20 protein-coding genes are annotated in these 20,471 nt (G+C 70.6%); 11 read left to right on the top strand and 9 right to left on the bottom strand.

The features are described 5' to 3' along the window. Nucleotides 1–22: 22 nt before the first annotated feature. Entirely contained in the window at nt 23–1,339 is a 1,317-nt protein-coding gene (locus tag ACFHNC_RS04805; RefSeq protein WP_437168081.1) for a sulfite oxidase, read from the bottom strand. A 21-nt stretch (nt 1,340–1,360) separates the two neighbouring features. Continuing rightward, nucleotides 1,361–2,305, bottom strand: coding sequence for a 4-hydroxy-tetrahydrodipicolinate synthase family protein (locus ACFHNC_RS04800; RefSeq protein WP_437168080.1), 945 nt, complete (start codon nt 2,303–2,305; stop codon nt 1,361–1,363). Nucleotides 2,306–2,470: 165 nt separating this feature from the next. On the opposite strand from ACFHNC_RS04800, the gene ACFHNC_RS04795 reads away from it, so the two are divergent. Together ACFHNC_RS04795 and ACFHNC_RS04790 are read left to right on the top strand one after the other, a co-directional pair. Next, nucleotides 2,471–3,454, top strand: a complete 984-nt coding sequence (locus ACFHNC_RS04795) for a Bug family tripartite tricarboxylate transporter substrate binding protein (protein WP_437168079.1) — start codon at nt 2,471–2,473, stop codon at nt 3,452–3,454. 4 nt (nt 3,455–3,458) lie between these two features. Beyond that, nucleotides 3,459–4,454 carry an ABC transporter substrate-binding protein gene (locus ACFHNC_RS04790; RefSeq protein ID WP_437168078.1) on the top strand — a complete coding sequence of 332 codons (996 nt, stop codon included), beginning with the start codon at nt 3,459–3,461 and terminating at the stop codon, nt 4,452–4,454. Here the strand turns inward: ACFHNC_RS04790 and ACFHNC_RS04785 are convergent. The 4 genes from ACFHNC_RS04785 to ACFHNC_RS04770 all read right to left on the bottom strand — a co-directional run bounded on the left by ACFHNC_RS04785 (nt 4,441) and on the right by ACFHNC_RS04770 (nt 6,786). After that, entirely contained in the window at nt 4,441–5,427 is a 987-nt protein-coding gene (locus ACFHNC_RS04785) for a Bug family tripartite tricarboxylate transporter substrate binding protein (RefSeq protein ID WP_437168077.1), read from the bottom strand. The genes ACFHNC_RS04790 and ACFHNC_RS04785 overlap by 14 nt on opposite strands. A gap of 113 nt (nt 5,428–5,540) precedes the next feature. Then, on the bottom strand, nt 5,541–5,702 hold the full coding sequence (locus tag ACFHNC_RS04780) for a DUF3309 family protein (RefSeq protein WP_437168076.1): 162 nt from the start codon (nt 5,700–5,702) through the stop codon (nt 5,541–5,543). 15 nt (nt 5,703–5,717) lie between these two features. Beyond that, complete coding sequence (locus tag ACFHNC_RS04775; RefSeq protein WP_437168075.1) at nt 5,718–5,861, bottom strand: hypothetical protein; 144 nt, start codon at nt 5,859–5,861, stop codon at nt 5,718–5,720. Between the two features lie 175 nt (nt 5,862–6,036). Beyond that, complete coding sequence (locus ACFHNC_RS04770) at nt 6,037–6,786, bottom strand: YebC/PmpR family DNA-binding transcriptional regulator (protein ID WP_437168074.1); 750 nt, start codon at nt 6,784–6,786, stop codon at nt 6,037–6,039. 148 nt (nt 6,787–6,934) lie between these two features. Between ACFHNC_RS04770 and ACFHNC_RS04765 the strand changes: the two genes are divergently transcribed. Beyond that, nucleotides 6,935–8,812, top strand: coding sequence for a putative bifunctional diguanylate cyclase/phosphodiesterase (locus ACFHNC_RS04765; protein WP_437168073.1), 1,878 nt, complete (start codon nt 6,935–6,937; stop codon nt 8,810–8,812). Further along, entirely contained in the window at nt 8,809–9,294 is a 486-nt protein-coding gene (locus ACFHNC_RS04760) for a GNAT family N-acetyltransferase (RefSeq protein ID WP_437168072.1), read from the top strand. The genes ACFHNC_RS04765 and ACFHNC_RS04760 overlap by 4 nt, the downstream gene beginning before the upstream one ends. Here the strand turns inward: ACFHNC_RS04760 and ACFHNC_RS04755 are convergent. Genes ACFHNC_RS04755 through ACFHNC_RS04745 form a run of 3 tightly spaced genes read right to left on the bottom strand, consistent with a single transcriptional unit; the run spans nt 9,191 to nt 12,161 of the window. Then, nucleotides 9,191–10,837 carry a cryptochrome/photolyase family protein gene (locus ACFHNC_RS04755; protein ID WP_437168071.1) on the bottom strand — a complete coding sequence of 549 codons (1,647 nt, stop codon included), beginning with the start codon at nt 10,835–10,837 and terminating at the stop codon, nt 9,191–9,193. The two genes, ACFHNC_RS04760 and ACFHNC_RS04755, sit on opposite strands and share 104 nt — an antisense overlap. Beyond that, nucleotides 10,834–11,403 (bottom strand): DUF6134 family protein, encoded by a 570-nt coding sequence (locus ACFHNC_RS04750; RefSeq protein ID WP_437168070.1) that lies wholly within the window; start codon nt 11,401–11,403, stop codon nt 10,834–10,836. The genes ACFHNC_RS04755 and ACFHNC_RS04750 overlap by 4 nt, the downstream gene beginning before the upstream one ends. A 35-nt stretch (nt 11,404–11,438) precedes the next feature. Next, on the bottom strand, nt 11,439–12,161 hold the full coding sequence (locus ACFHNC_RS04745; protein ID WP_437168069.1) for an SDR family NAD(P)-dependent oxidoreductase: 723 nt from the start codon (nt 12,159–12,161) through the stop codon (nt 11,439–11,441). A 120-nt stretch (nt 12,162–12,281) separates the two neighbouring features. On the opposite strand from ACFHNC_RS04745, the gene ACFHNC_RS04740 reads away from it, so the two are divergent. The 7 genes from ACFHNC_RS04740 to ACFHNC_RS04710 all read left to right on the top strand — a co-directional run bounded on the left by ACFHNC_RS04740 (nt 12,282) and on the right by ACFHNC_RS04710 (nt 20,377). After that, nucleotides 12,282–12,833 (top strand): SixA phosphatase family protein, encoded by a 552-nt coding sequence (locus ACFHNC_RS04740; RefSeq protein WP_437168068.1) that lies wholly within the window; start codon nt 12,282–12,284, stop codon nt 12,831–12,833. Nucleotides 12,834–12,837: 4 nt separating this feature from the next. Then, nucleotides 12,838–14,349 (top strand): CHAD domain-containing protein, encoded by a 1,512-nt coding sequence (locus ACFHNC_RS04735; RefSeq protein ID WP_437168067.1) that lies wholly within the window; start codon nt 12,838–12,840, stop codon nt 14,347–14,349. A gap of 105 nt (nt 14,350–14,454) precedes the next feature. Continuing rightward, nucleotides 14,455–15,021: a thermonuclease family protein gene (locus tag ACFHNC_RS04730; RefSeq protein WP_437168066.1), complete on the top strand. Its 567-nt coding sequence runs from the start codon at nt 14,455–14,457 to the stop codon at nt 15,019–15,021. A 130-nt stretch (nt 15,022–15,151) separates the two neighbouring features. After that, a complete protein-coding gene (gene gltA / locus ACFHNC_RS04725) occupies nt 15,152–16,456 on the top strand; it encodes a citrate synthase (RefSeq protein ID WP_437168065.1) in 1,305 nt (434 codons plus the stop codon). Between the two features lie 415 nt (nt 16,457–16,871). Then, nucleotides 16,872–17,522, top strand: coding sequence for a hypothetical protein (locus ACFHNC_RS04720; protein WP_437168064.1), 651 nt, complete (start codon nt 16,872–16,874; stop codon nt 17,520–17,522). Nucleotides 17,523–17,685: 163 nt separating this feature from the next. Continuing rightward, a complete protein-coding gene (locus tag ACFHNC_RS04715; RefSeq protein ID WP_437168063.1) occupies nt 17,686–18,690 on the top strand; it encodes an ABC transporter substrate-binding protein in 1,005 nt (334 codons plus the stop codon). A gap of 16 nt (nt 18,691–18,706) precedes the next feature. After that, the gene (locus tag ACFHNC_RS04710) at nt 18,707–20,377 is read left to right on the top strand and encodes an ABC transporter permease (RefSeq protein ID WP_437168062.1); all 1,671 of its coding nucleotides are present in this window, start codon (nt 18,707–18,709) and stop codon (nt 20,375–20,377) included. Nucleotides 20,378–20,471 lie beyond the last annotated feature (94 nt).

The following is a 20,471-nucleotide window of genomic DNA, read 5'->3' as shown; positions in this document are numbered from 1 at the left end:
GTCCGTAGGTAGGATTACCCCGTCAGGCGCCTGCGGCAAGCGCCCTTCCGATGAACACCGCGGCACGGCTGGTCGGGTTGGCGCCGTAGCCCTGCGGGTTCCAGTTGGCAGCCTGGTGCGGCTGCATCCGGCCGGCGCTATCCGTCGCACGGTACCAGATTTCGTAATAACCATCGGCCGGCACCGTCACGCGGCCCTGCCAGCGCTGCCAGGCGTGGCGGTTGGCCGCCGGAAACAGCGCCATCTTCCGCCAGGTGGCGCCGAAATCCAGGCTGACATGCTGGGCCTGCACCGAAAGATCCCCGGCCCAGGCGGCGCCCCGCAGATCCAGGTGCCGCGTGCCAGCCGGCAGATGCATGCCATGCGCGTGGCTGGTCAGGATGGAGCGCACCGGCATGCTCTCCAGCTCCACGAAATCCCGCCCATCCTGCGCGCTGCCCGGAATCACCGGATGCAGCGGCACGCGATAGCTTGTGCCGCCCATGCCCGGCCCATCATGCGGCACGTCGCGCACCGAGATGCGGGTCAGCCATTTCTGGCTGAGGCTGCCCGGCCAGCCCGGCACCACCAGTCGCAGCGGTGCGCCATGCAGATGCGGCAAGGGCGCACCATTCAGCCCGAAGGCGAGCAGCGTATCCTCATCCAGCGCCTTCTCGATCCGCATGCCGCGCGCGATGGAGACCTGCCCCGCCTCGCCGGACAGATGCGGGTCGGCGCCGTAATGCCCGGTGAAGCGCGCCGTGGGCCTGAGGCCTGCGGCCAGCAGCACATCCCGCAGCCGCACACCGGTCCATTCGCCATTGCTGATGGCGCCATTGCCCCAAGGGTTGCCGCGCGCCGCCGGCTGGTGGAAGGCGCGGCCATTGCCGCCGCATTCCAGTTGCAACTGGCGTGTCACCACCGGGAAGCGGGACTGCAAATCGCCCACCGTCAGGGACAGCGGCGCCTGCACCTTCCCCTCCACGGTGAAGCGCCAGGCAAGCGGTTCCGCCACCTCCGGCGGGATGCCGCCATTGTTGCGGATGAACATGGCCGGCGCGGAGGTCACCGCCTCATCCAGCAACACCTCCGGCGTTTCGGCGCAGAGTGGGCGTTCATCATGCAGCAGCAGTGCCGCCTTGCCGGGCATGGTCAGCAGCGGCAGCGCGCCGGGGCGGGCGAAGGCCGCCGGCAGCGTGCCCGCCTGCATTGTCGCGGCGGCCGGGATGGACGCGCCCACCGCCGCCTGCATCGCCTGCAAGGATGCCCCTTCAAGCTCCCCGCGCCGGCCGAACACCTCGGCATCGGCGCGCTGCGGATCGTCGCGGTAGAGTTCCTGGGCCGACCGCTCCTGCGCCATGCATCGCCCCCGGGTCGCGCGTTACTCCGCCGCCATCGGCAGGCCGGGGGCGGTCGTCCAGCCATAACGCGCATCGAGGCCAAGGTTGCGCACGATCGCCAGGCCACGCGCCAGATGGTCCGGCTTCAGCCCGGACAGCGGCCGCCGCAGATCGCCCGCCGGCAGCCCCACTGCCTGCATCAGTGACTTCACCGCCACCGGGTTGATTGCCGAATAGGTGAAGTGCAGCAGCGGCAGCAGGCGGAGATAGGTTTCCCGGAACACCACCGACTGCGCCGGATCGGCCCAGGGGGTCGAAAGCAGCGCCATGCCCGCCGGGTCGATATTGCCCGTCATATTCGCCGTGCCATGCCCGCCGAGCGACATGGTGGGCACCACCAGGCCGAGATTGGGGCTGTCGCAGCACATGATGGTCGCATCCGGCTGCGCCGCGCACACCTGCGCCACCTGGCCGACCCGCGTGGTGCTTTCCTTCAGCACGACGATGTTCGGGTGCTTCATCAGCCGCAGCAGATGGTCCCAATGCAGATCGGACTTCACCCGCGGCGGGTTGTTATAGATGCCGATCGGCAGTTCCACCGCATCCGCGCATTCGGCGAAGAAGGCCTCGATGTCCTCCTCCGGCGCGCAGATATAGGCGGGCGCGGCCAGGATCGCGCCATCGGCGCCGGCGGCCTTCGCATGCTTCAGGTAGGCGATGGTCGCCGCCGTGCTGGTGCCGGTGCAGCCGTAGAACATCTTCATGCCGCCGGTTTTCATCTTGGCGGTCTTCTCGACGATCTCCCGCCGTTCCTCCGGCGTCAGCATGGAGACCTCGCCGGTCGAGCCCATGATCAGCACGGCGGAGGTGCCGTTCTCCGCCTGCCAGTCGATCAGCGTGCGGAAGCCGCCGAAATCGACGCTGCCATCGGCGTTGAAGGGGGTGATCAGGGCGACGAAGGAACCCTCGATCCGCATCTTGGTCATCGGCTTTCTCCAGCAGGATGCGGCAGCCTAACGCAGCTCCGGGCCGGCTGGAAATCATTCGCGGGCTGGTTGCAGCAATCGGCAAGGCTTCCACGATGCGGGATGCCGCCTTCCGCAATCATGCGCAACACGCAATGGTGCTGAGAACCTCCCGGAGTCCTCCCCATGCCCGCACGCCGCACCCTCCTCCGCGCCAGCAGCCTGCTGGGCCTGTCCTCGCTCGCCAGCCCGGCCCTGGCCCAGGCGCCCTGGCCGTCGCGGCCGATCACCATCGTGGTGCCCTTCCCGCCCGGTGGGTCGAACGATCTGCTGGCGCGGCCGGTGGCGCTGAAGCTGCAGCAGGCGCTGGGCGGGCACCCGGTGGTGGTGGAGAATCGCGGCGGTGCGGGCGGCACGGTTGGCGCCACCGCCGTCGTGCGCGCCCCGGCGGATGGCCACACGCTGATGTGGGGCCATGTCGGCACGCTGGCGGTGAATCCCTGGATCTATCCGAACAACCCCTATGACGTGCTGCGGGACTTCGCGCCGGTGGCGCTGGTCGCCACCCTGCCCTCCATCCTGACCATCCATCCCTCGGTCCAGGCGCGCACGGCAGCCGAGTTCATCGCGCTGGCCAAGGCCAATCCCGGCAGCCTGGAATATGGCAGCGCCGGCAATGGCGCGGCTTCGCACATCACCATGGCCGCCTTCTGCGATGCGGCGGGGATCGAGCTGTTGCATGTGCCCTATCGCGGCAACGGCCCGATGCTGGCGGATCTGATGGCCGGGCGGTTGAAGGCCAGCTTCGCCGGCGCGCCGGTGGTGCTGCCCTCGATCCGCGATGGCCGCCTGCTGGCCCTGGGGATGAGCGCGCTCACACCGTCCGACGCGCTGCCCGGCATCCCCGCCATAGGGGCCGATGCGCTGCCGGGCTTCGAGGTGGTGCAGTGGCACGGCCTGGTCGCCCCGGCCGCGACGCCGCCGGAGGTGGTGGCCCGCATCAACGCCGCGGTGAACGGCCTGCTGGGCGATGCCGACCTCAAGGCGCGGCTGGTGACGGAAGGCGCCGATGCCGCCCCGCGCACGCCGGAGGCCTTCCGCACGCTGATCGCCAGTGAGCTGGAGCGTTTCCGCGTGCTGATCGCCCGCGCACGCATCCGCGCGGATTGAGCGCTTGCTGACGCTGACGGTCGCCTGCGCGCCCTATGACCGCGTGCGCGCCCTGTTCGATGGGCGCGTGCAGATCCCGGGCATCCGCCTGGTGCAGGTGCCGATCCATTCGGAGCAGAGCTTTCCGCGCGCCTTCACCCGCGCGGAATTCGACGTGACAGAGCTGTCGCTGTCCTCCCACCTGTTGCAGGTCTCGCGCGGGGAAGCGGCCTACGCGGCGATTCCGGCCTTCGTTTCCCGCGCCTTCCGGCATGGCTGCATCTATCTGCGCACCGGCGCGGGCATCAGCACGGCGAAGGACCTGGAGGGTCGGCGCGTCGGCATTCCGGAATACCAGATGACGCTGGGGCTATGGCTGCGCGGCATCCTGGCGGATGAGCACGGCGTGGATGTGAACGGCATCGCCTGGCGCACCGCCGGCACCAACCAGGCCGGTCGCAAGGAGAGGCTGCGCCTGGAGCTGCCGCCGGAAATGGATGTGCAGCCCATCCCCGGCACGCTGAACGACGCGCTGCTGGCCGGCGAGATCGACGCCATCCTGTCGCCCACCGAGCCCGCCGCCTTCGCCGCCGGGGACCCGCGTGTGGCACGGCTGTTCCCGGACCCGCGTGCGGCCGCCATCGCCTATCACCGCCGCACCGGCTTCCACCCGATCATGCATCTGATGGGAATCCGCCAGGACATCCTGGCCCAGGACCCCACCCTGGCCCCGCGCCTGACCGCCGCCTTCGCGGAGGCCAAGCGGCTGGCGCTGGCGGATATCGAGGCTGACCTCCGCCATTCCTCCCTGACCCAGATGCTGCCCTTCCATCCGGAGCAATGGGCGGCCACCAAGGCCCTGCTCGGCCCCGACCCCTGGACCTACGGCATCGCCGCCAACCGGGCGGAGCTGGAGGCGATCTGCCGCTGGTCCCACACGCAGCATCTCTCGCGGCGCCGGCTGGCGGTGGCGGAGGTCTTCGCGGCGGGGGTGGAGGACGACCCGCCTATTGCGGGTTGATGCCGGCGGCCCGCACGATGGGCGCGAAGCCGGCGATCTCGGAGCGCACGAATGCGGTGTAGCTTTCCGGCGTGCTCTCCGGCGGCGGCGCGCCGGTCAGGTCCTCGAAGCGCGTGATCATGGCGGGCTGCGCGAGGGATTCGCGGATCACGGCGGCCAGGCGCGCCACGATTGGGGCCGGCAGGCCGGCCGGGCCGGAAATGCCGAACCAGGCCGAGTTCACCACATCCACGCCGCTTTCCTTGAGCGTCGGCAGGTTCGGGAACCGGTTGGACCGCGTGGCGGAAGACACCGCCAGGGCGCGCACGCTGCCGCTGTTGATGTGCTGGGCGGCGGAGGGCAGGCTGTCCATCATCGCGGGCACCACGCCGGCGATGGTGTCCGTCATCGCCGGGCCGGCGCCGCGATAGGGCACCGCGAGCACCCGGACGCCGAGCGCCAGGCCCAGGCGCACCCCGGTCAGGTGGCTGGAACTGCCGACGCCGGAGACGGCGAAATCGATTTCCCCGGCGCGGCGGACATGGGCGATGAACTGCGCCATGTCCTGTGCCGGATGCCCCTTGGTCACCACCAGGACGGAGGGGCTGGTCACCACCAGCGCCACATGGGTGAAGTCCCGCATCGGGTCATAGGACAGGTTAGGGTAGAGGCTGGGAGAGACACCATGCGACCCGCTGTTGGACATCAGCAGGGTCAGCCCATCCGGTTCCGCCTGCGCCACCATGCCGGCGCCAATAGTGGCGCCGGCACCGGGGCGGTTTTCGACGATCACCGGCTGGCCCAGGCGCTGGCCGATCTGCTCCGCCACCAGGCGCGCCATCACGTCTGTCGTGCCGCCCGGCGCATAGGGCACCACAAGCCGGATCGGCCGCGACGGCCAGGCCGCCTGCCCAAAGGCGGGCCGGACCAGGGTCGGCGCGGCCAGCGCCATCAGGGGCAGGCCGAGCGCAATACGACGGGACATCATGGTCATGGCAGCATTTCCTCCGCTGGGCCATTCGCGACCCTTGGGGGAACATATCGCCGCAAAACGCTGCTAAGCCAACCCGGGATGCAACCGGTGCCCCAGCCCGGGGCGGGCCGCGGTCAGATGCGGCCGAGCACCAGCAGGATCAGCACGATGACCAGCACGGTGCCGAGCAGGCCCATGCCGCCATGGCCGAAGCCGTAGCCATAGCCGCCGAAGCGCCCGCTGACGCCGCCCAGCAGCACCAGGATGAGCACGATGATCAGGACTGTTCCGAGCATGTTGACCTACCTCCCTCAGCGCGTTTCGACACTGATGCCGCGGCCGCCCACGGTGATGTCCACACCGCTGCGGTTCTGCCGCTCATAGGCCCAGTAGCCCAGCGCGCCGACCGCGATCAGCAGCACGCCCAGGATTGGGTAAAGCAGGTTTCGGCTCATCGGGCGGTCCATTCAATTCATTTCCCGCGATGTCATCGTCGCGGTTGGGAACAGATCGCCCGTTGCGGGTCCGGGTTCATTCGGTAACGCGTTTGTAATCTTGACGGCTCGGGGCGTCAGTGACCGTTTGAGAAGGCCGGCGGCTGATGACCCGCCGGTGTTTTCAAACGTTCACTCAGGCGCTCAGGCGTTCCAGCGCCGCCGCATCCACTTCGAAATTCGCATAGACGTTCTGCACGTCGTCATGCTCGTCCAGGATATCGAGCAGCTTCAGCACCTCCCGCGCCCGCTCCTCGTCCAGGTCGACGGTGGTGGAGGGCCACCATTCCAGCTTCGCGGCCTCGGCGGTGCCGAATTTGGCTTCCAGCGCGTCGCGCACGGCGGCGAAATCCTCCACCGCGCAGGACACCTCATGCCCGTCCTCGGTGCTTTCCACATCACCGGCGCCGGCCTCGATGGCGGCCTCCAGCATGGTGTCGGCATCCGCCGCCGCGGCCGGGTAGCGTAGCACGCCCTTGCGCTCGAACTGGAAGGCCACCGAATTGGTCTCCCCCAGCGCGCCGCCGCCCTTGGCGAAGATGGATCGCAGATCGCCGCCGGTGCGGTTGCGGTTGTCGGTCAGCGCCTCGACGATCACGGCGATGCCGTAGGGGCCGTAACCCTCGTAGCGCATCTCCTGGTAATCCTCCCCCACCCCGGCCGTCGCGGCGCGCTTGATGGCGCGGTCGATGGTGTCGCGCGTCATGTTCGCGACCAGCGCCGCCTTCACCGCGGCGCGCAGGCGGGGGTTCATCGCCGGGTCGGGCAGGCCCTGCTTGGCGCTGACGGAAATCTCCCGGATCAGCTTGCCGAAGGCCGCCGCCTTCTTGGCCCCCTGCGCCGCCTTGCGGTGCATGATGTTCTTCGCATGCGAATGGCCGGCCATGGCCTGTCTCTCCGTGATTCTGTCGCGCGGCTGGAGCGTTGGGAGCGTTGCTATACCGGCGCGCGGCGTTCCGGGGCAAATCCAGGGAAGAATCCGAACCCGCTGCGCCTTCAACGCCCGGTTCATCAATGCGGTCCAGAATGACCGCATGGCCAGCACTGCGTCCCCGGCTTCGACCTCGACCGATACGGTGCAGCGCCTGCTTCTGCGCCTGAGTGCGGTCGCCGTGGTGCTGACGCTGGCCGCGATGGCCGTAAACCAGTTCCTGCTGGAAAACACGCTGCGGGCCGCCAGCATCTCCTTCGCCCAGCAGATGGTCACGGACATGGTGCGGGAGGAACCGCGCCTGCCGCGGCTTCTGCGGGGCGAGGCGGCCAGCGCCGCCGAACTTGCGCGGCTCCGCGCTTTTCCCCTGGCGGAGGAATTCGCAGGCTTCCGGCTGGTTGCCGCGGGCGGCGCGCTGCTGGCGGAAGCGCCCGCCGACGCGCAGGAACGCCGCGCCCGGCGCCCGGCGCTGCTGGAGGCGCCGTTCGTGGATGGACGCGGCACGGCCGGGACCCTCCAGGTCACGATGCGCGATAGCGGGCGGCGCCAGCACATCGTCAATATCTTCCGCATGGCCCAGGCCAGCATCACCCTGTTCGCCGGCACGATGCTGGCGCTCATGCTGTGGCTCGGGCTGCGCGGCCGGCGGGAGGAAGCGGCCGCCACCCGCGCCCGCACCCTGCTGCGCCATGACAGCCTGACCGGCCTTCCCACCCATGCGGAGTTGCGCGAGCAACTGGACCTGGCCCTGCAGGGGGTGCGGGCTGGGCAGGGCCAGGTGGGCGTGTTGGTGCTGAATTTGCGCGGCTTCCGTGACGTGAACGCGCTGCATGGCCGCACCACCGGCGATGCAGTGCTGGAGGCGCTGGCCCGGCGCCTGCAATCCCTGGTCCGCCGCGGCGATACCGTGGCCCGCCTCTCAGCCGACCGTTTCGCCGTGGTGCAGACCGCCCTGGCCGGGGAGGAGGGCGCAATCACCCTGGCGGAGCGCCTGGCCAATGCCCTGGCGGAGCCGCTGCCCCTGCCCAATGGCGGTGGCCTGTCCCTGTGTGTGGAGCTCGGCCTGGCCGTCGCACCGCAGGATGGGGAGGAGGCGGAGCTGCTGCTGGCGCGCGCCGAGGCGGCGCTGTCCGCGGCGCGCGGCGCCCCGAAGCCGGCGATCCGCGGCTTCGAGCCGGCGATGGATGAGGCGCTGCGCGCAAGGCGGGAGCTGGAGGCCGATCTGCAGCAGGCGATCGAGGCGGAAGCCCTGGTGCTGCACTACCAGCCGCAGCGCCGGCTGCGCGACCAGCGGCTTGTGGGGTTCGAGGCGCTGCTGCGCTGGCCGCATCCGGCGCGAGGCATGATCCCGCCGATCGAATTCATCCCGCTGGCCGAGCAGAACGGCATGATCGTGCCGCTGGGCGCCTGGGTGATCCGCGCCGCCTGCGCCGAGGCCGCACGCTGGCCGGGGGATTACCGCGTGGCGGTCAACCTCTCCCCCGCCCAGTTCCGCTACGGCGATCTGGTCCAGACGGTGGCCGATGCCCTGGCCCGCACCGGTCTGCCGCCGCATCGGCTGGAGCTCGAGATCACCGAAAGCCTGTTGCAGGAAGACCCGGAGGATGTCGTGGCCCTGCTGCGCGACCTGCGGGGCCTGGGCGTTTCCATCGCCATGGATGATTTCGGCACCGGCTGGTCCAGCCTGGCGCATCTGTGGCGCTTCCCCTTCGGCAAGCTGAAGATCGACCGCGCCTTCATGAAGGACCTGGCCTGCGACCCGAAGCTGTCCGCCATCGTCGCCACAATCGTGGGCCTCGGCCGCATCCTGGATATGACAGTGGTGGCGGAGGGGGTGGAGACGGAGGAACAGGCGCGCATCCTGACGGCGGAGGGCTGCGAGCAGGCCCAGGGCTGGCTGTTCGGCCGCCCCGTGCCGGCCGAGGCGGCGCGGCGGCTGATCAGCGAGGAACTGGCCGCCCTGTCACGCAGCGTGGCGTGACGGCGGCGGCGGCGTGGCGCACCCTGCCCGCCATGCTGATCCGCCCGGTCGCCTATTCCCCGCATCTGCCCCTGGTCGCCACCTGGCTGCATGCCGAATGGTGGGCGGCGGGCGGCCATGCGCTGGCGGAGGCGGAGGCCTTCCTGCGCCGCGCCACCGGCCCCGGCCTGCCCTGCGCGCTGGTCGCGGAACGGGACGGCGTGGCGCTGGGCACCGCGACGCTCGATACCGAGGATCTGCCCAGCCGGCCGGACCTTTCGCCCTGGCTCGCCTCCGTCCTGGTCGCCCCCGCCTACCGGCGGCAGGGCGTGGCGACGGCGTTGGTGGCGGAGGTGCGGCGGCGCGCGGCCGCGCTGGCCTATCCTCGCCTCTGGCTGTTCACCGGCGGGCAGGCGGCGTTCTACGCGTCGCTTGGGTGGTCTCCAGAAGGGGCAGAGCAGTATCGCGGCCAGCCCGTGACGCTGATGTCCTGCGTGCCATAGGCGCAGGCTCCGCGCCGGCCTCCAGCGCATCGAGGAATTTCGTCGCCTGCGCCCGCATGGTGGCGACCTTGTTCGGGTCCATCTTGGCCAGTGTCCGCAGCGGCATAGCCATCCGCATGTTCTTTGCGAAGCGCGTCGCGTGCCGGGCCATGAAGTCCCAGTAGAGGTAGTTGAACGGGCAGGCGCCCTCCCCCGTCGGCCGCTTCACGTCATAGGCGCAGCCGCGGCAGTAATCCGACATGCGGTTGATGTAGGCGCCCGACGCAGCATAGGGCTTCGACGCCATCACCCCGCCATCCGCATGCAGCGCCATGCCGTGCACATTGGGCAGTTCCACCCATTCATAGGCGTCGGCATAGACCACCATGTACCAGTCATTCACCTCGGCCGGCTCGATCCCCGCCAGCAGGGCGAAATTGCCGGTCACCATCAGCCGCTGGATGTGGTGGGCATAGGCCAAGTCGCGAGTCTGCCCGATGGCGGCCGCCATGCAGGCCATGTCGGTCTCGCCGGACCAGTAGAGCCAGGGCAGCTTCCGATGCGCCTCCAGCGCATTGGTCTCGCGGTAGGCGGGCATCTTCAGCCAGTAGATGCCGCGGACATATTCGCGCCAGCCGAGGATCTGGCGGATGAACCCCTCAACCGCGTTCAGCGGCGCATGGCCACTGCGATAGGCCGCCTCCGCCGCGCGGCAGGCCACCATCGGGTCCAGCAGCCCGCAATTCAGCGCGGCACCAACCAGCGCGTGAAACAGCGTCGCCTCGCCCTTCGCCATGGCGTCCTGGTAGTCGCCGTAGCGCGGCAGGCGGTGGGCGACGAAATCCGCCAGCGCCTGTTCTGCCTGTTCGGCGGTGACCGGCCAGTGGAACTGGCCTGTGGTGCCGAAATGGTCGGGGAATTCGCGCTCCACCAGCGCGATCACCTGCTGCGTCACCGCATCGGGCGTGAAGCGGCGCGGGCGTGGCGGGGTGAGGTCGGCGGGCAGGGCGGCGCGGTTCTCGGCATCGTAGTTCCACTGGCCGCCGGCCGGCTCATCCGGGGCGGTCATCAGCAGGCCGGTGGCGCGGCGCATCTCGCGGTAGAAATACTCCATGCGGAGCTGCTTCTTTTCGCCGGCCCAGGCGCGGAAACGGTCCAGGCTGCACAGGAAGCGGGTATCCTCCCGCACCTCCACCGGCAGGCCGGTGGCGTCCTGCCAGGCTTGCATGTCGCGCAACACGCGGAACTCGCCGGGATGGGTGCAGATGATGCGCGTCGCGCCATGCGCCTTCGCCGCCCGCGCCACTTCCCCGGCCAGCGTCTGCGTGTTCTCCGGATCATCGAGTCGGGAATAAGCCACGGTGATGCCGCGCGCCCGCAGCGCCTCGGCAAAGTGCCGCATGGCGGACAGCACGAGCACGATCTTCTGCTTGTGGTGGCGCACATAGGTGCATTCCGCCCGCACCTCCCCCATCACCACCACGTCTCGCGCCGCATCCAGCCCCTCCAGCGCGGACAGGCCGGCGGAGCATTGGTCGCCGAGGACCACGCGAAGGGTGGTCACGCTCGTTCGTAGCGCACGGCGCTGCCATCCTCACCGGTGGTGGCGAAGTCGATCCAGGTTCCGGCGGCATCGTACAGCACCTCCGCCCCCTCCCCGCCCACCAGCACCACGCGGGTGCCGCCGGCGGCCGGGCTGATCCGCAGTTCGGGGTCCACCGCCAGGGCCTTGCGCGGGTCGAACAGCGGCACGCCGGCGCGCAAGGTCGCCATCCGCCACCAGGTCAGCGGCGCCGCCTGGGCGGGCAGGCGCTGCTCTCCCTCCGGCCCGCGCAGCAGCAGGGCGGTGCCGCTGGCGCGGGCCTCGCAGGCGGTGGTGGTGCCGTTCTTCTCGAGGCGGGAGGACATCGCCACCAGCCGGTCGCCGCGCCAGGTCTCCGAGGTTTCGTGGCGGTAGCGGAAGACGGTGAAGCCCATCAGCTTCACCTCGATCCGCACATCGCTCTGCGCCTCCAGCAGCCCGGCATTGTCGCGGAACCGCACGGTATGGGTGCCAACCGGGCTGCCGGCGCGCAGCACCCGGAAATCGAGCCCGGCGGGCGCCGCGAAAGCTTCATCTGCCAGCAACATGGCCGGAACCCCGGCGAGCAGCGCCCGCCGCCGCATCATCCGCGCCCCGCAATGGCGCCGCGTCCGCCATCGACGCCGATCACCTGGCCGGTCATCCAGCCGGCGGCGTCGGACAGCAGGAAATCGGCCAGCGCGGCCACATCATCGGCCTCCCCCAGCCGGGGGATCGGGTGCTGCTTGGCAATCGCATCGGCCATCTGGGTGCTCCGCGTCAGGGGTTCGGCCAGCGCCGTGCGGGTCAGGCTCGGCGCAATGCAGTTGACGCGGATATGCGGCGCAAGTTCGGCAGCGAGTGCAACAGTGACCCCCTCCACCCCCGCCTTGGCAGCACCGATCGCCACATGATTGGCAAAGCCGGTGCGCGCCGCGACGGAGGAGAACAGCACAACCGAGCCCTTCCCCGCCGCCAGCGCCGCCGCCGCCGCCTGCACCGCCAGCGCCGGGCCTGCGGTATTCAGCCGGAAGGTTTCCAGCAGTTCCGCCTCCGTCACCCGGGCCAGCGGCTTCAGCAGGATGGAGCCGACGCAGACGGCCAGCCCCGCCAGCGGCGTGCCCGCGGCCTCCACCGCCGCGCGGCGCCCGGCCGGGTCCAGCAGATCCGCGGCGAAGTGACCGCAGCCGAGTTCCGCCGCCAGTTCGGCCAGCGGTGCCTCCCGCCGCGCCACCAGGAAGGGCCGCGCCCCACGCGCCGCCAGGCGCCGCGCCAGCGCCGCCCCCACCCCACCGGTTGCCCCGAAGACCAGCACCTGACCCGTCATCGCATCCAAATCCCCGTCCAGACCGGCACAGATGGCCCCGAAGCCCGCAACGGAAAGCGCCCCGGCGCGCGAATGGCGACCCGTCGCCAATCGCGGCCCGGCGTGGCATGATGCGCCACTATGCGCCAATTGCTGTTGCTGCGGCACGCGAAGTCCAGCTGGGACGATCCGCGCCTCTCGGACCACGCCCGCCCGCTCAATGCGCGCGGCAGGCGCGCGGCCGTCGGCATGGGGGCGGCGATGCGCGAGCTCGGGCTGGTGCCGGATATCGTGCTGGTCTCCTCCGCCCGCCGCACCCTGCAGACGCTGGAGGCCCTGGCGCCGCTCGAAGGCTCGCCGCTGGTCGAGCCGATGGACGATTTGTATCTCGCCGCCTGGCCCAGCCTGCTGGACGTGCTGCGCGGGGTGCGGGAGACGGCGCGCAGCGTGCTGCTGATCGGCCACAATCCTGGGTTGCATGAGCTGGCGATGGCGCTGGCCGGCCCCGCCGCCATGGCCACCGCGACGCCGATGACCCGCCGCCTGGCGGAAGGCTACCCGACCGCGACACTGACCGAATTCGCCCTCGCTTTGCCCTGGCGGCGGCTGGAGGGCGGTGGCGGGCGGCTGCTGCGCGTGCTCTCCCCCGCCGACCTGCCTGCCGACGGCGAAACGCCCGAATTGCCGGCCTGAGACGATGTCCGCAACCACTCCCGTCCTGAGCCTCGAAGCGGCGCTCGACCCCGCGGAGGCCGCCGGCTTCTTCCGCCATCCGGCATTGTCCGCCCGCCGCGCCGGGCGCACCCGATCCGTCGCGGTGGCGCTGGGCTGGCTCGATACCGCCAAGGGCGCGCTGTCCGAGCAGGGCTTGGCGCTGGAAGCCGCGCCCGGCCCGCGCGCGCCGCGCCGCCTGGTGCTCGCGCTGCCCGCGGCGGATGCGCCCTGGCGCCCCGGCACCCCGGCCACGGTGCTGGAGACCTTGGCGCCGGATGCCGTGCCGGCGGAGGCGGGCGAGGCCCCCCTGCTGCCACGCGCGGCCTTTGCCGGCCGCCGCGTCAGCGTGCCCCTGGCCGGAGCGGTGGAGGCCATCCTGCTGCATGGCACGCTGCGCGCGCACGCATCGCACGGCACGCTGCGCGCGCAGGTGACGGAGCGCCCGATCGCCCGCCTCACGCTGACCGGCCCACCGGAGGCGGTGCTGGCGACGATGCGGGACCTGGCCGGCGTTCTGCCCCTGCTGCCGCCGCGTGCCAGCCTGGCCGAGGAAGCCCGCGCCTTCGCCGAGCAGGACAAGCTGCGCCCGCGCCGCCTGGGCGCCCCGCGCCTGGCGGCCGATCTCGACGTGGAGGCGGCGCTGCGCGGCGTCATCGGGCATCTGCTGGAGGTGCTGCTGTGGCACATGCCGGTGGCCGTGGCGCGGGAAGACCCCAGCGGCGTGCACCAGATGCGCGTGGCGCTGCGCCGGCTGCGTTCCGCGCTGCGCGCCTTTCGCCCCGCGGCAGACGCCCCGGCGCTGCGCCGCTTCGACCAGGGGCTGAAGGGCCTCGCCAGCACGCTCGGCCCGGCGCGGGACTGGGATGTGTTCCTGGCCGGGCTCGGCGCCGAGCTGGCCGAGGCGCTTCCGGGCGAGCGCCGGATCGCATCCCTGCTGGAAGCCGGGGAGCGCCACCGTGCGGCAGGCTACGAGGCGCTGCGCGGCCTGCTGGCCAGCCCCGCCTTCCGGCAGATGGTGTGGGACGGCGTGGCGCTGGACCTCGAAAGCCCCTGGCGGGCGACGGAGGACCCCAAGGCCGCCGATCGCCGCGATGCGCCGCTGGAGGACCTGGCCAGCGACATGCTCTCCAAGGCCTGGCGCCGGATGACGGAGGTGGGGGAGGACATCGCCCATCTGCCCGATCCCGAATTCCACGCGCTGCGCCTGCACGGCAAGCGGCTGCGCTACCTGGCGGAGCTGTTCGCCCCCCTGTTCGGCCGCAAGCGCGGCCGCCGCTTCCTGGAACGGCTGGCCGAGATGCAGGAACAATTCGGTTTGGCGAATGACGCCAGCGTGGCTCGCGCACTGGTTGAGACAGAATCCCATGGCCCCGGGGCCTGGGCGGCCGGGGTGGCGGAGGGGTGGGTCCTGGTCCGGTCGCGCCGCGCAAGGTCCCGGGCTGCCAAGGCCTGGGGCAACCTTCTCACGACCGAACCCTTTTGGAATCAGGGCTGAAAGCCCGATTCCTGACCTAATATTTAAGATAAATGAATGGGTTGCGCGCCGTGTGGTGCATGGGTTACCCGTAGCCAACCCCATTCGAGCACTGCATCCATTCCCGTGTTTCGACGCCGCCGCATCTTCCGCCCCGCCCCCGCCCCCCGCCGTCTGCGCGCCCCGCTGATGGCTCTGGCCGGAGTCCTGATCGTCGCCGGCCTGTCCGGCATCGGCCTGCCGCCGGACCTGATGGGGTCCGCTCCCCGGGAACAGGATTGGTCGGCGTTGGCGGCCGAGGTCCGGGTGGTGGATGGCGACACGTTGCGCCTCGGCGATCGCACGCTGCGGCTGTCCAGCATCGATGCGCCGGAACGCGGGCAGTCCTGCACCGATGCCGCCGGCCGCTGGTTCGATTGCGGCGCAGCGGCGGCGGAGGCGCTGTCACGCCTGGTCAATGGCCGTTCCGTGCTGTGCCGGGTGCATGGGCGGGATCGCTTCGGACGGGGGCTTGGCCGCTGCACCGCCGGCGGGGCGGAGCTGAACACCGGCCTGGTCACCGCGGGCTGGGCCCTGGCCTATGCGGATGACGATGTGGCCATGCGGCTGGTGGAGACCGAGGCGCGGCTGGCCGGCCGCGGCCTCTGGGCCGGCAGCTTCACCCGGCCGGACGCCTGGCGCCGCCGGAACTGACCCGCCGGAAGCCGTCTTTATCCGAGCCCAAGTTGCCAAGGGGGTGGGCAGGCTCCTATCTTGCGCCGCACCATAACGGTGGCGCGAGTAAGGCAACCGCCACCGCCCCCTGCCTGCGAGGAAGCAAGCCATGACCGTCACGGCCAACGGGTCCGTCACATTCACTCTCGACGGCTCCAACCGCAGTACCAGCCTGCCCATCCTCAAGGGATCACTCGGCCCGGATGTCGTGGACATCCGCAAGCTCTACGCCGACCTCGGCGTATTCACCTTCGACCCGGGCTATGGCGAGACCGCGAGCTGCGAGAGCCAGATCACCTTCATCGATGGCGATGAGGGCGTGCTGCTGTACCGCGGCTACCCGATCGACCAGCTGGCGGAAAATTCGGACTTCATCGAGGTCTGCTACCTGCTAATGAACGGCAGCCTGCCGACCGAGGCGGAGCTCGCGAAGTTCCGCAAGGGTGTGACCTACCACACCATGGTGCATGAGCAGATCCGCAACTTCTTCAACGGGTTCCGCCGCGACGCGCACCCGATGGCGATCATGTGCGGGGTGGTCGGCGCGCTGGCCGCCTTCTATCACGACAACCTGGATATCAACGACGCGCATCAGCGCGAGATCGCCGCCTTCCGCCTGATTGCGAAGGTGCCGACCATTGCCGCCATGGCCTACAAGTACAGCCAGGGCCAGCCCTTCGTGTATCCGCGCAACGACCTGTCCTACGCGGCCAACTTCCTGCACATGCTGAATTCCGTGCCGGCCGAGGAATACAAGGTCTCGCCGACCCTCGCCAAGGCGATGGACCGCATCCTGGTCCTGCATGCGGACCATGAGCAGAATGCCAGCACCTCCACCGTGCGGCTGGCCGGCTCCACCGGCGCCAACCCCTTCGCCTGCATCGCCGCCGGCATCGCGGCGCTGTGGGGCCCGGCGCATGGCGGCGCGAATGAGGCGGTGCTGAAGATGCTGGCCGAGATCGGCCATGTCGACAACATCCCCTCCTTCATCGAGAAGGTGAAGGACAAGAACTCCGGCGTGAAGCTGATGGGCTTCGGCCACCGCGTGTACAAGAACTTCGACCCGCGGGCGAAGATCATGCAGCAGAGCTGCCACGAGGTGCTGTCCGAGCTCGGCATCAAGGACGAGCCGCTGCTCGACCTCGCCATGGCGCTGGAGAAGGTGGCGCTGGAGGACGAGTACTTCGTCTCCCGCAAGCTGTACCCGAACGTCGATTTCTATTCGGGCATCATCCTGAAGGCGATGGGCATCCCGACCAGCATGTTCACGGTGATCTTCGCCGTGGCGCGCACGGTGGGCTGGGTCAGCCAGTGGAAGGAAATGATCGAGGATCCGTCGCAGCGCATCGGCCGCCCGCGCCAGATCTACACCGGCCCGGCGCAGCGGGACTATGTGAAGGTCGCCGCCCGCTGACCTGTGGCGGGGCCACCCGGTCCCGCGTCTGACACCATCTGAGCCCCGCCGGCCCTGCCGCGCGGGGCTTTTTCATGCCCGCGGCGGCCGGAGGCCGCCGGGCCCTGCGAAAAAATCAGCGCGCGCGCTTCGGGGCCCCGCGACCGTTCCGCGAGCGGGAGATTCAGCGCCGTGCAATTGCGGGCTTCACGCAAGCAATTGAAAGCCTGTGGAAAAATCATGCGGTGCAATTGCGCGACAGCTTCGCGCGAATGGCGACCCACCCACCCGCCCCTCTGGCCTTCCGCGCAACCTGGACGATTCTGCAACCGTCGCGGGTGTTTTCTTAAGAAAACATGCATTTTCGCCTTGAACTCCAACGCCGTTCAGGGAATCTATCTACGTAGGGTTGATATCCACAGGGGACTTAAACCAGATGAGCGAATCACTACGCCTGGGCTCCGGCAAGGAACTCGATGAACTTGTCCGCAATCGCCTGCGCCTCTGGCCGCAGCGCCCGCCCGGAATCACCCGCACGCCGAAGCAGCCGGGCACCTGGCTGCGCGGCCGGCCCGGTGAGCTTTCGCTCGCAGCCCAGCCCTTCCTGAAGCTGCCGGGCACCAACACGTACCGCACGATCCCGGATGGCCTCTGGCTGCATTTCAGCCCCGATCCCGCGGATCGCTACGCGGACATCCTGTGCATCGAGGCCTGCGGCTCGATCTCCAACCTCCAGGACAAGCGGGCGCGCTTCGCCCCCTGGACCGGGTCGCTGCTGGTGGTCTGCCCGCTGCGCTGGATGATGGAGCGGGTGGGGGCGGAGGATCACACGCCGCGCTGGCGCCTGATCCGCCTGCTGCGGGAGGCGCCGACGGAGCCGCTGGTGCTGCCGGTGCGCGACGTGCGGGTTCTGTATGGGCTGAAGGCGCGCCACTACCTGGGCTTCGCCAAGTCCCAGATGCCCGCGCCGCATGAGTATTTCTGCCCGATGGAGGCGCTGACCGCGGTGGATGGGCATGAGGCGCCGGAGATGCAGTCGCTGATCGGCCGCGCCAGCGCCACCGCGAACTTCATGACCCCACCGTGATCCGGAGCCCGGTCGGGCCGGCGGCAGGGGGTGGTGGGACCTCCTTTTTTGCCGGCCCGCCCGGGCTTTCCTGAAAAAAGCCACAGGAACTTCACACAGCCCCCCTGCCCGATCTGCACCGGTCGCTCTAGATCGGCACTGGGTTTCATGCAGCGGGGAAACGATGGCACTACACCGGCGGAGTTTCGGCCTGGCCGCGGCAGGCATTGCCGCCAGTCGCTTCCTGCCCAGCCCGGCCTTGGCCCAGGCGAGCGTGTCCGGCCCGCTGGTGCTCTATACCTCCCAGCTCGAACCCGATGCGGCACAGACGGTGGAAGCCTTCCGGGCGCGCCATCCGGGCGTCACCGTGGAATGGATCCGCGCCGGCACCGGCCAGATCATGACCCGCCTGCGCGCCGAGATCGCCGCCGGCCAGCCTCGCCCCGACGTGCTGCTGCTGGCCGACAGCCTGACCTTCGAGGGTCTGCGCGCCGAAGGCCGGCTCCGCCCGAGCCCGGAAGTGCAACTCGGCGGCACCCCGCCTGGCCAGGTGGATGCGGCGCGCGGCTACTTCGCCACCAAGCTGATCACCACCGGCATCGTCCACCACACCCGCGCGCCCTTCGTGCCGAAGATCTGGACGGACCTGCTGGACCCGCGCGCGCGCAACCAGGTGGCCATGCCGTCCCCCGCCGTCTCCGGCGCCGCCGCCATCCATGTGACGGCGCTGGTGCAGAACCCGGCGCTCGGCTGGCCCTATGTGGAAAAGCTGGTGGCGCAGGGCGTGCAGGCGCGTGGCGGCAATGGCCCGGTGATGCAGGCCGTGGCCGGCGCCGAGCGCGCCTTCGGCATCGCCATCGACTACCTGCCGATCCGCGAAGCCGCCAAGGGCGCCCCGGTGCGCTTCGTCTTCCCGGAAGATGGTGTCTCCGCCATCACCGAACCGGCCGCGATCCTGTCCACCACCCGCAATGCGCCGGCCGCCATTGCCTTCCTGAATTTCCTGCTGTCGCAGGAGGGCCAGGAGCTTGCCTCCCGCCAGGGCTTCCTGCCGATCGACCCGGAGGTGGCGCCGCCGGCCGGTTTCCCCGACCCGAAGTCGATCCGCATCATGCCGCTGGACGCGACCCGCGCCGCCGCCGAGCAGGCCGAGATCCTGCGCCGCTTCGCCGCTCTGACCAGCGGCTGAGGCGCTCGCCCCAACCTTGACGCGGGATCAGGATCACGTCCCCGGGCAGGGCCTGGGGCGTGGCATTGCGGGCCTGTCGCTCGTGTGGCTGCTGCTGGTCGGCGCCGTCCCGTTGCTGCGCCTGCTGGCGGAGGCGTTGGGCGGCACGGTGGTGGCCGGCGCGCTGGCCGACCCGGCCATCTGGCGCGCTGCCTGGCGGTCGCTGGCCTTGTCCGTGGCCGCCGCCGCGCTGGCGACGCTGATCGGGGGCGTGTTGGCCTGGGCCTTGCTGCTGCGCGGCCTGCCGGGGCGGCGCGTGCTGATCTTCTGCGCCGTGCTGCCGGCGCTGGTGCCGGCGCAGGTGATGGCGCTGGGCTGGATTCAGGCCGGTGGCCCGGCCTCCCCCCTGTTGCTGGCGCTCGGGCTGGCACCGCCGATTGGCACGGCGAACCCGATCTACTCCCCCACCGGCATGGCGCTGCTGCTGGCCGCGCAATCGGCGCCGCTGGTGCTGCTGGCCGTCGCCGCCCTGCTGCGCCGCGTGCCCGGAGAGGTGGTGCTGGCCGCGCGCGGCCTCGGTGCCTCGCCGGAGGCCGCCTTGCGCCGCGCCGTCTGGCCGCTGCTGGCACCGGGACTGCTGGCTGGCGCCGGGCTCGCCTATGTCGCGGCGCTCGGCAATTTCGGCGTCGGCGCGCTGATCGGCATTCCGGCGCGCTTTACCGTGCTGCCAGTGCTGATCTGGCAGCGGCTTTCCTCCGGCGGCACCGCTTCGCTGGCGGAGGCTGCGGCGCTGGCGCTGCTGCTGGCCGTGATGGCGGCGCCAGCCCTGGTGCTCCAGGCGCTGGCCGCCCGGCGCGCCCCCTCCGCCGGGCGGCTGCCCTTCGCGCCGCTTGCGCTGCCCGGACCGAGCAAGGCGGCGGTGCTGGGGGGCGTGGTGCTGTACCTGTTCATCGTGCTGGCGGTGCCGATGCTGGCGCTGCTAGCCGCGGCACTGGTGCCGGCCATGGGCATGGAACTGACACCGGCCACCGCCACGCTGCGCCACTTCGGTGCGGCGGTGGCGGCCGATGCGCAGACCGGCCGCGCCTTCGCCAATTCGCTGCTGCTATCCGCCGGCGCCGCGCTGCTGCTGGCCGCCGCGGCGCTTCCCATCGCGCTGACGCTGCGCGCCCGCCCGGTGCGGCTGGCGGCGACGGCGACCGACCTGCCCTATGCCCTGCCCGGCGCCTGCACCGGGGTGGCCGCCATATTGGTGGTGCTGTCGCTGCCGGGTGGCGGGGCGCTGTATGGCACGCTGGGGCTGATCCTGTTCGCCTATCTCACCCGCTTCCAGGCGCTTGCCCTGCGTCCCGCCGCCGCCGCCGCCGCTCGGCTGGACCCGCTGCTGGAGGATGCGGCGCGCGGCATGGGCGCCGGGCCATGGCGCCGCCTGTGGTCCATCCACCTGCCGCCTCTGGCGCCGGCCCTGGCTGCCGGCGGCATATTGGTGGCGCTGACGGCGGTGAATGAGGTGACCGTCTCCTCCCTGCTCTATGGGCCGGGCACGCAGACGTTGGGGGTGCTGGTGTTCAGCCTGCAGGAAAGCGGCCAGTCGCCGCTGGCCGCCGCCGTGTCCTGCCTGGCGCTATTGCTAAGCGCTGGGCTGATGGCCGCCGCCACCTTGGCCGCGCGGCGCCTGCCGGCGGGGACGCTGCCCTGGCGGCCGTAATACCAAATCCCGCAGATCGTGACCGATCCGCCCTTAGGCGCCGGCGCTTCGCTTGGCTACGCACCACTTGGCGCGGCGCCCATTGGGACGCTCG

Source organism: Falsiroseomonas sp. E2-1-a4 (assembly GCF_051433165.1).
GTDB lineage: Bacteria > Pseudomonadota > Alphaproteobacteria > Acetobacterales > Acetobacteraceae > Falsiroseomonas.
This window is presented reverse-complemented; position numbering and strand designations above follow the sequence as displayed.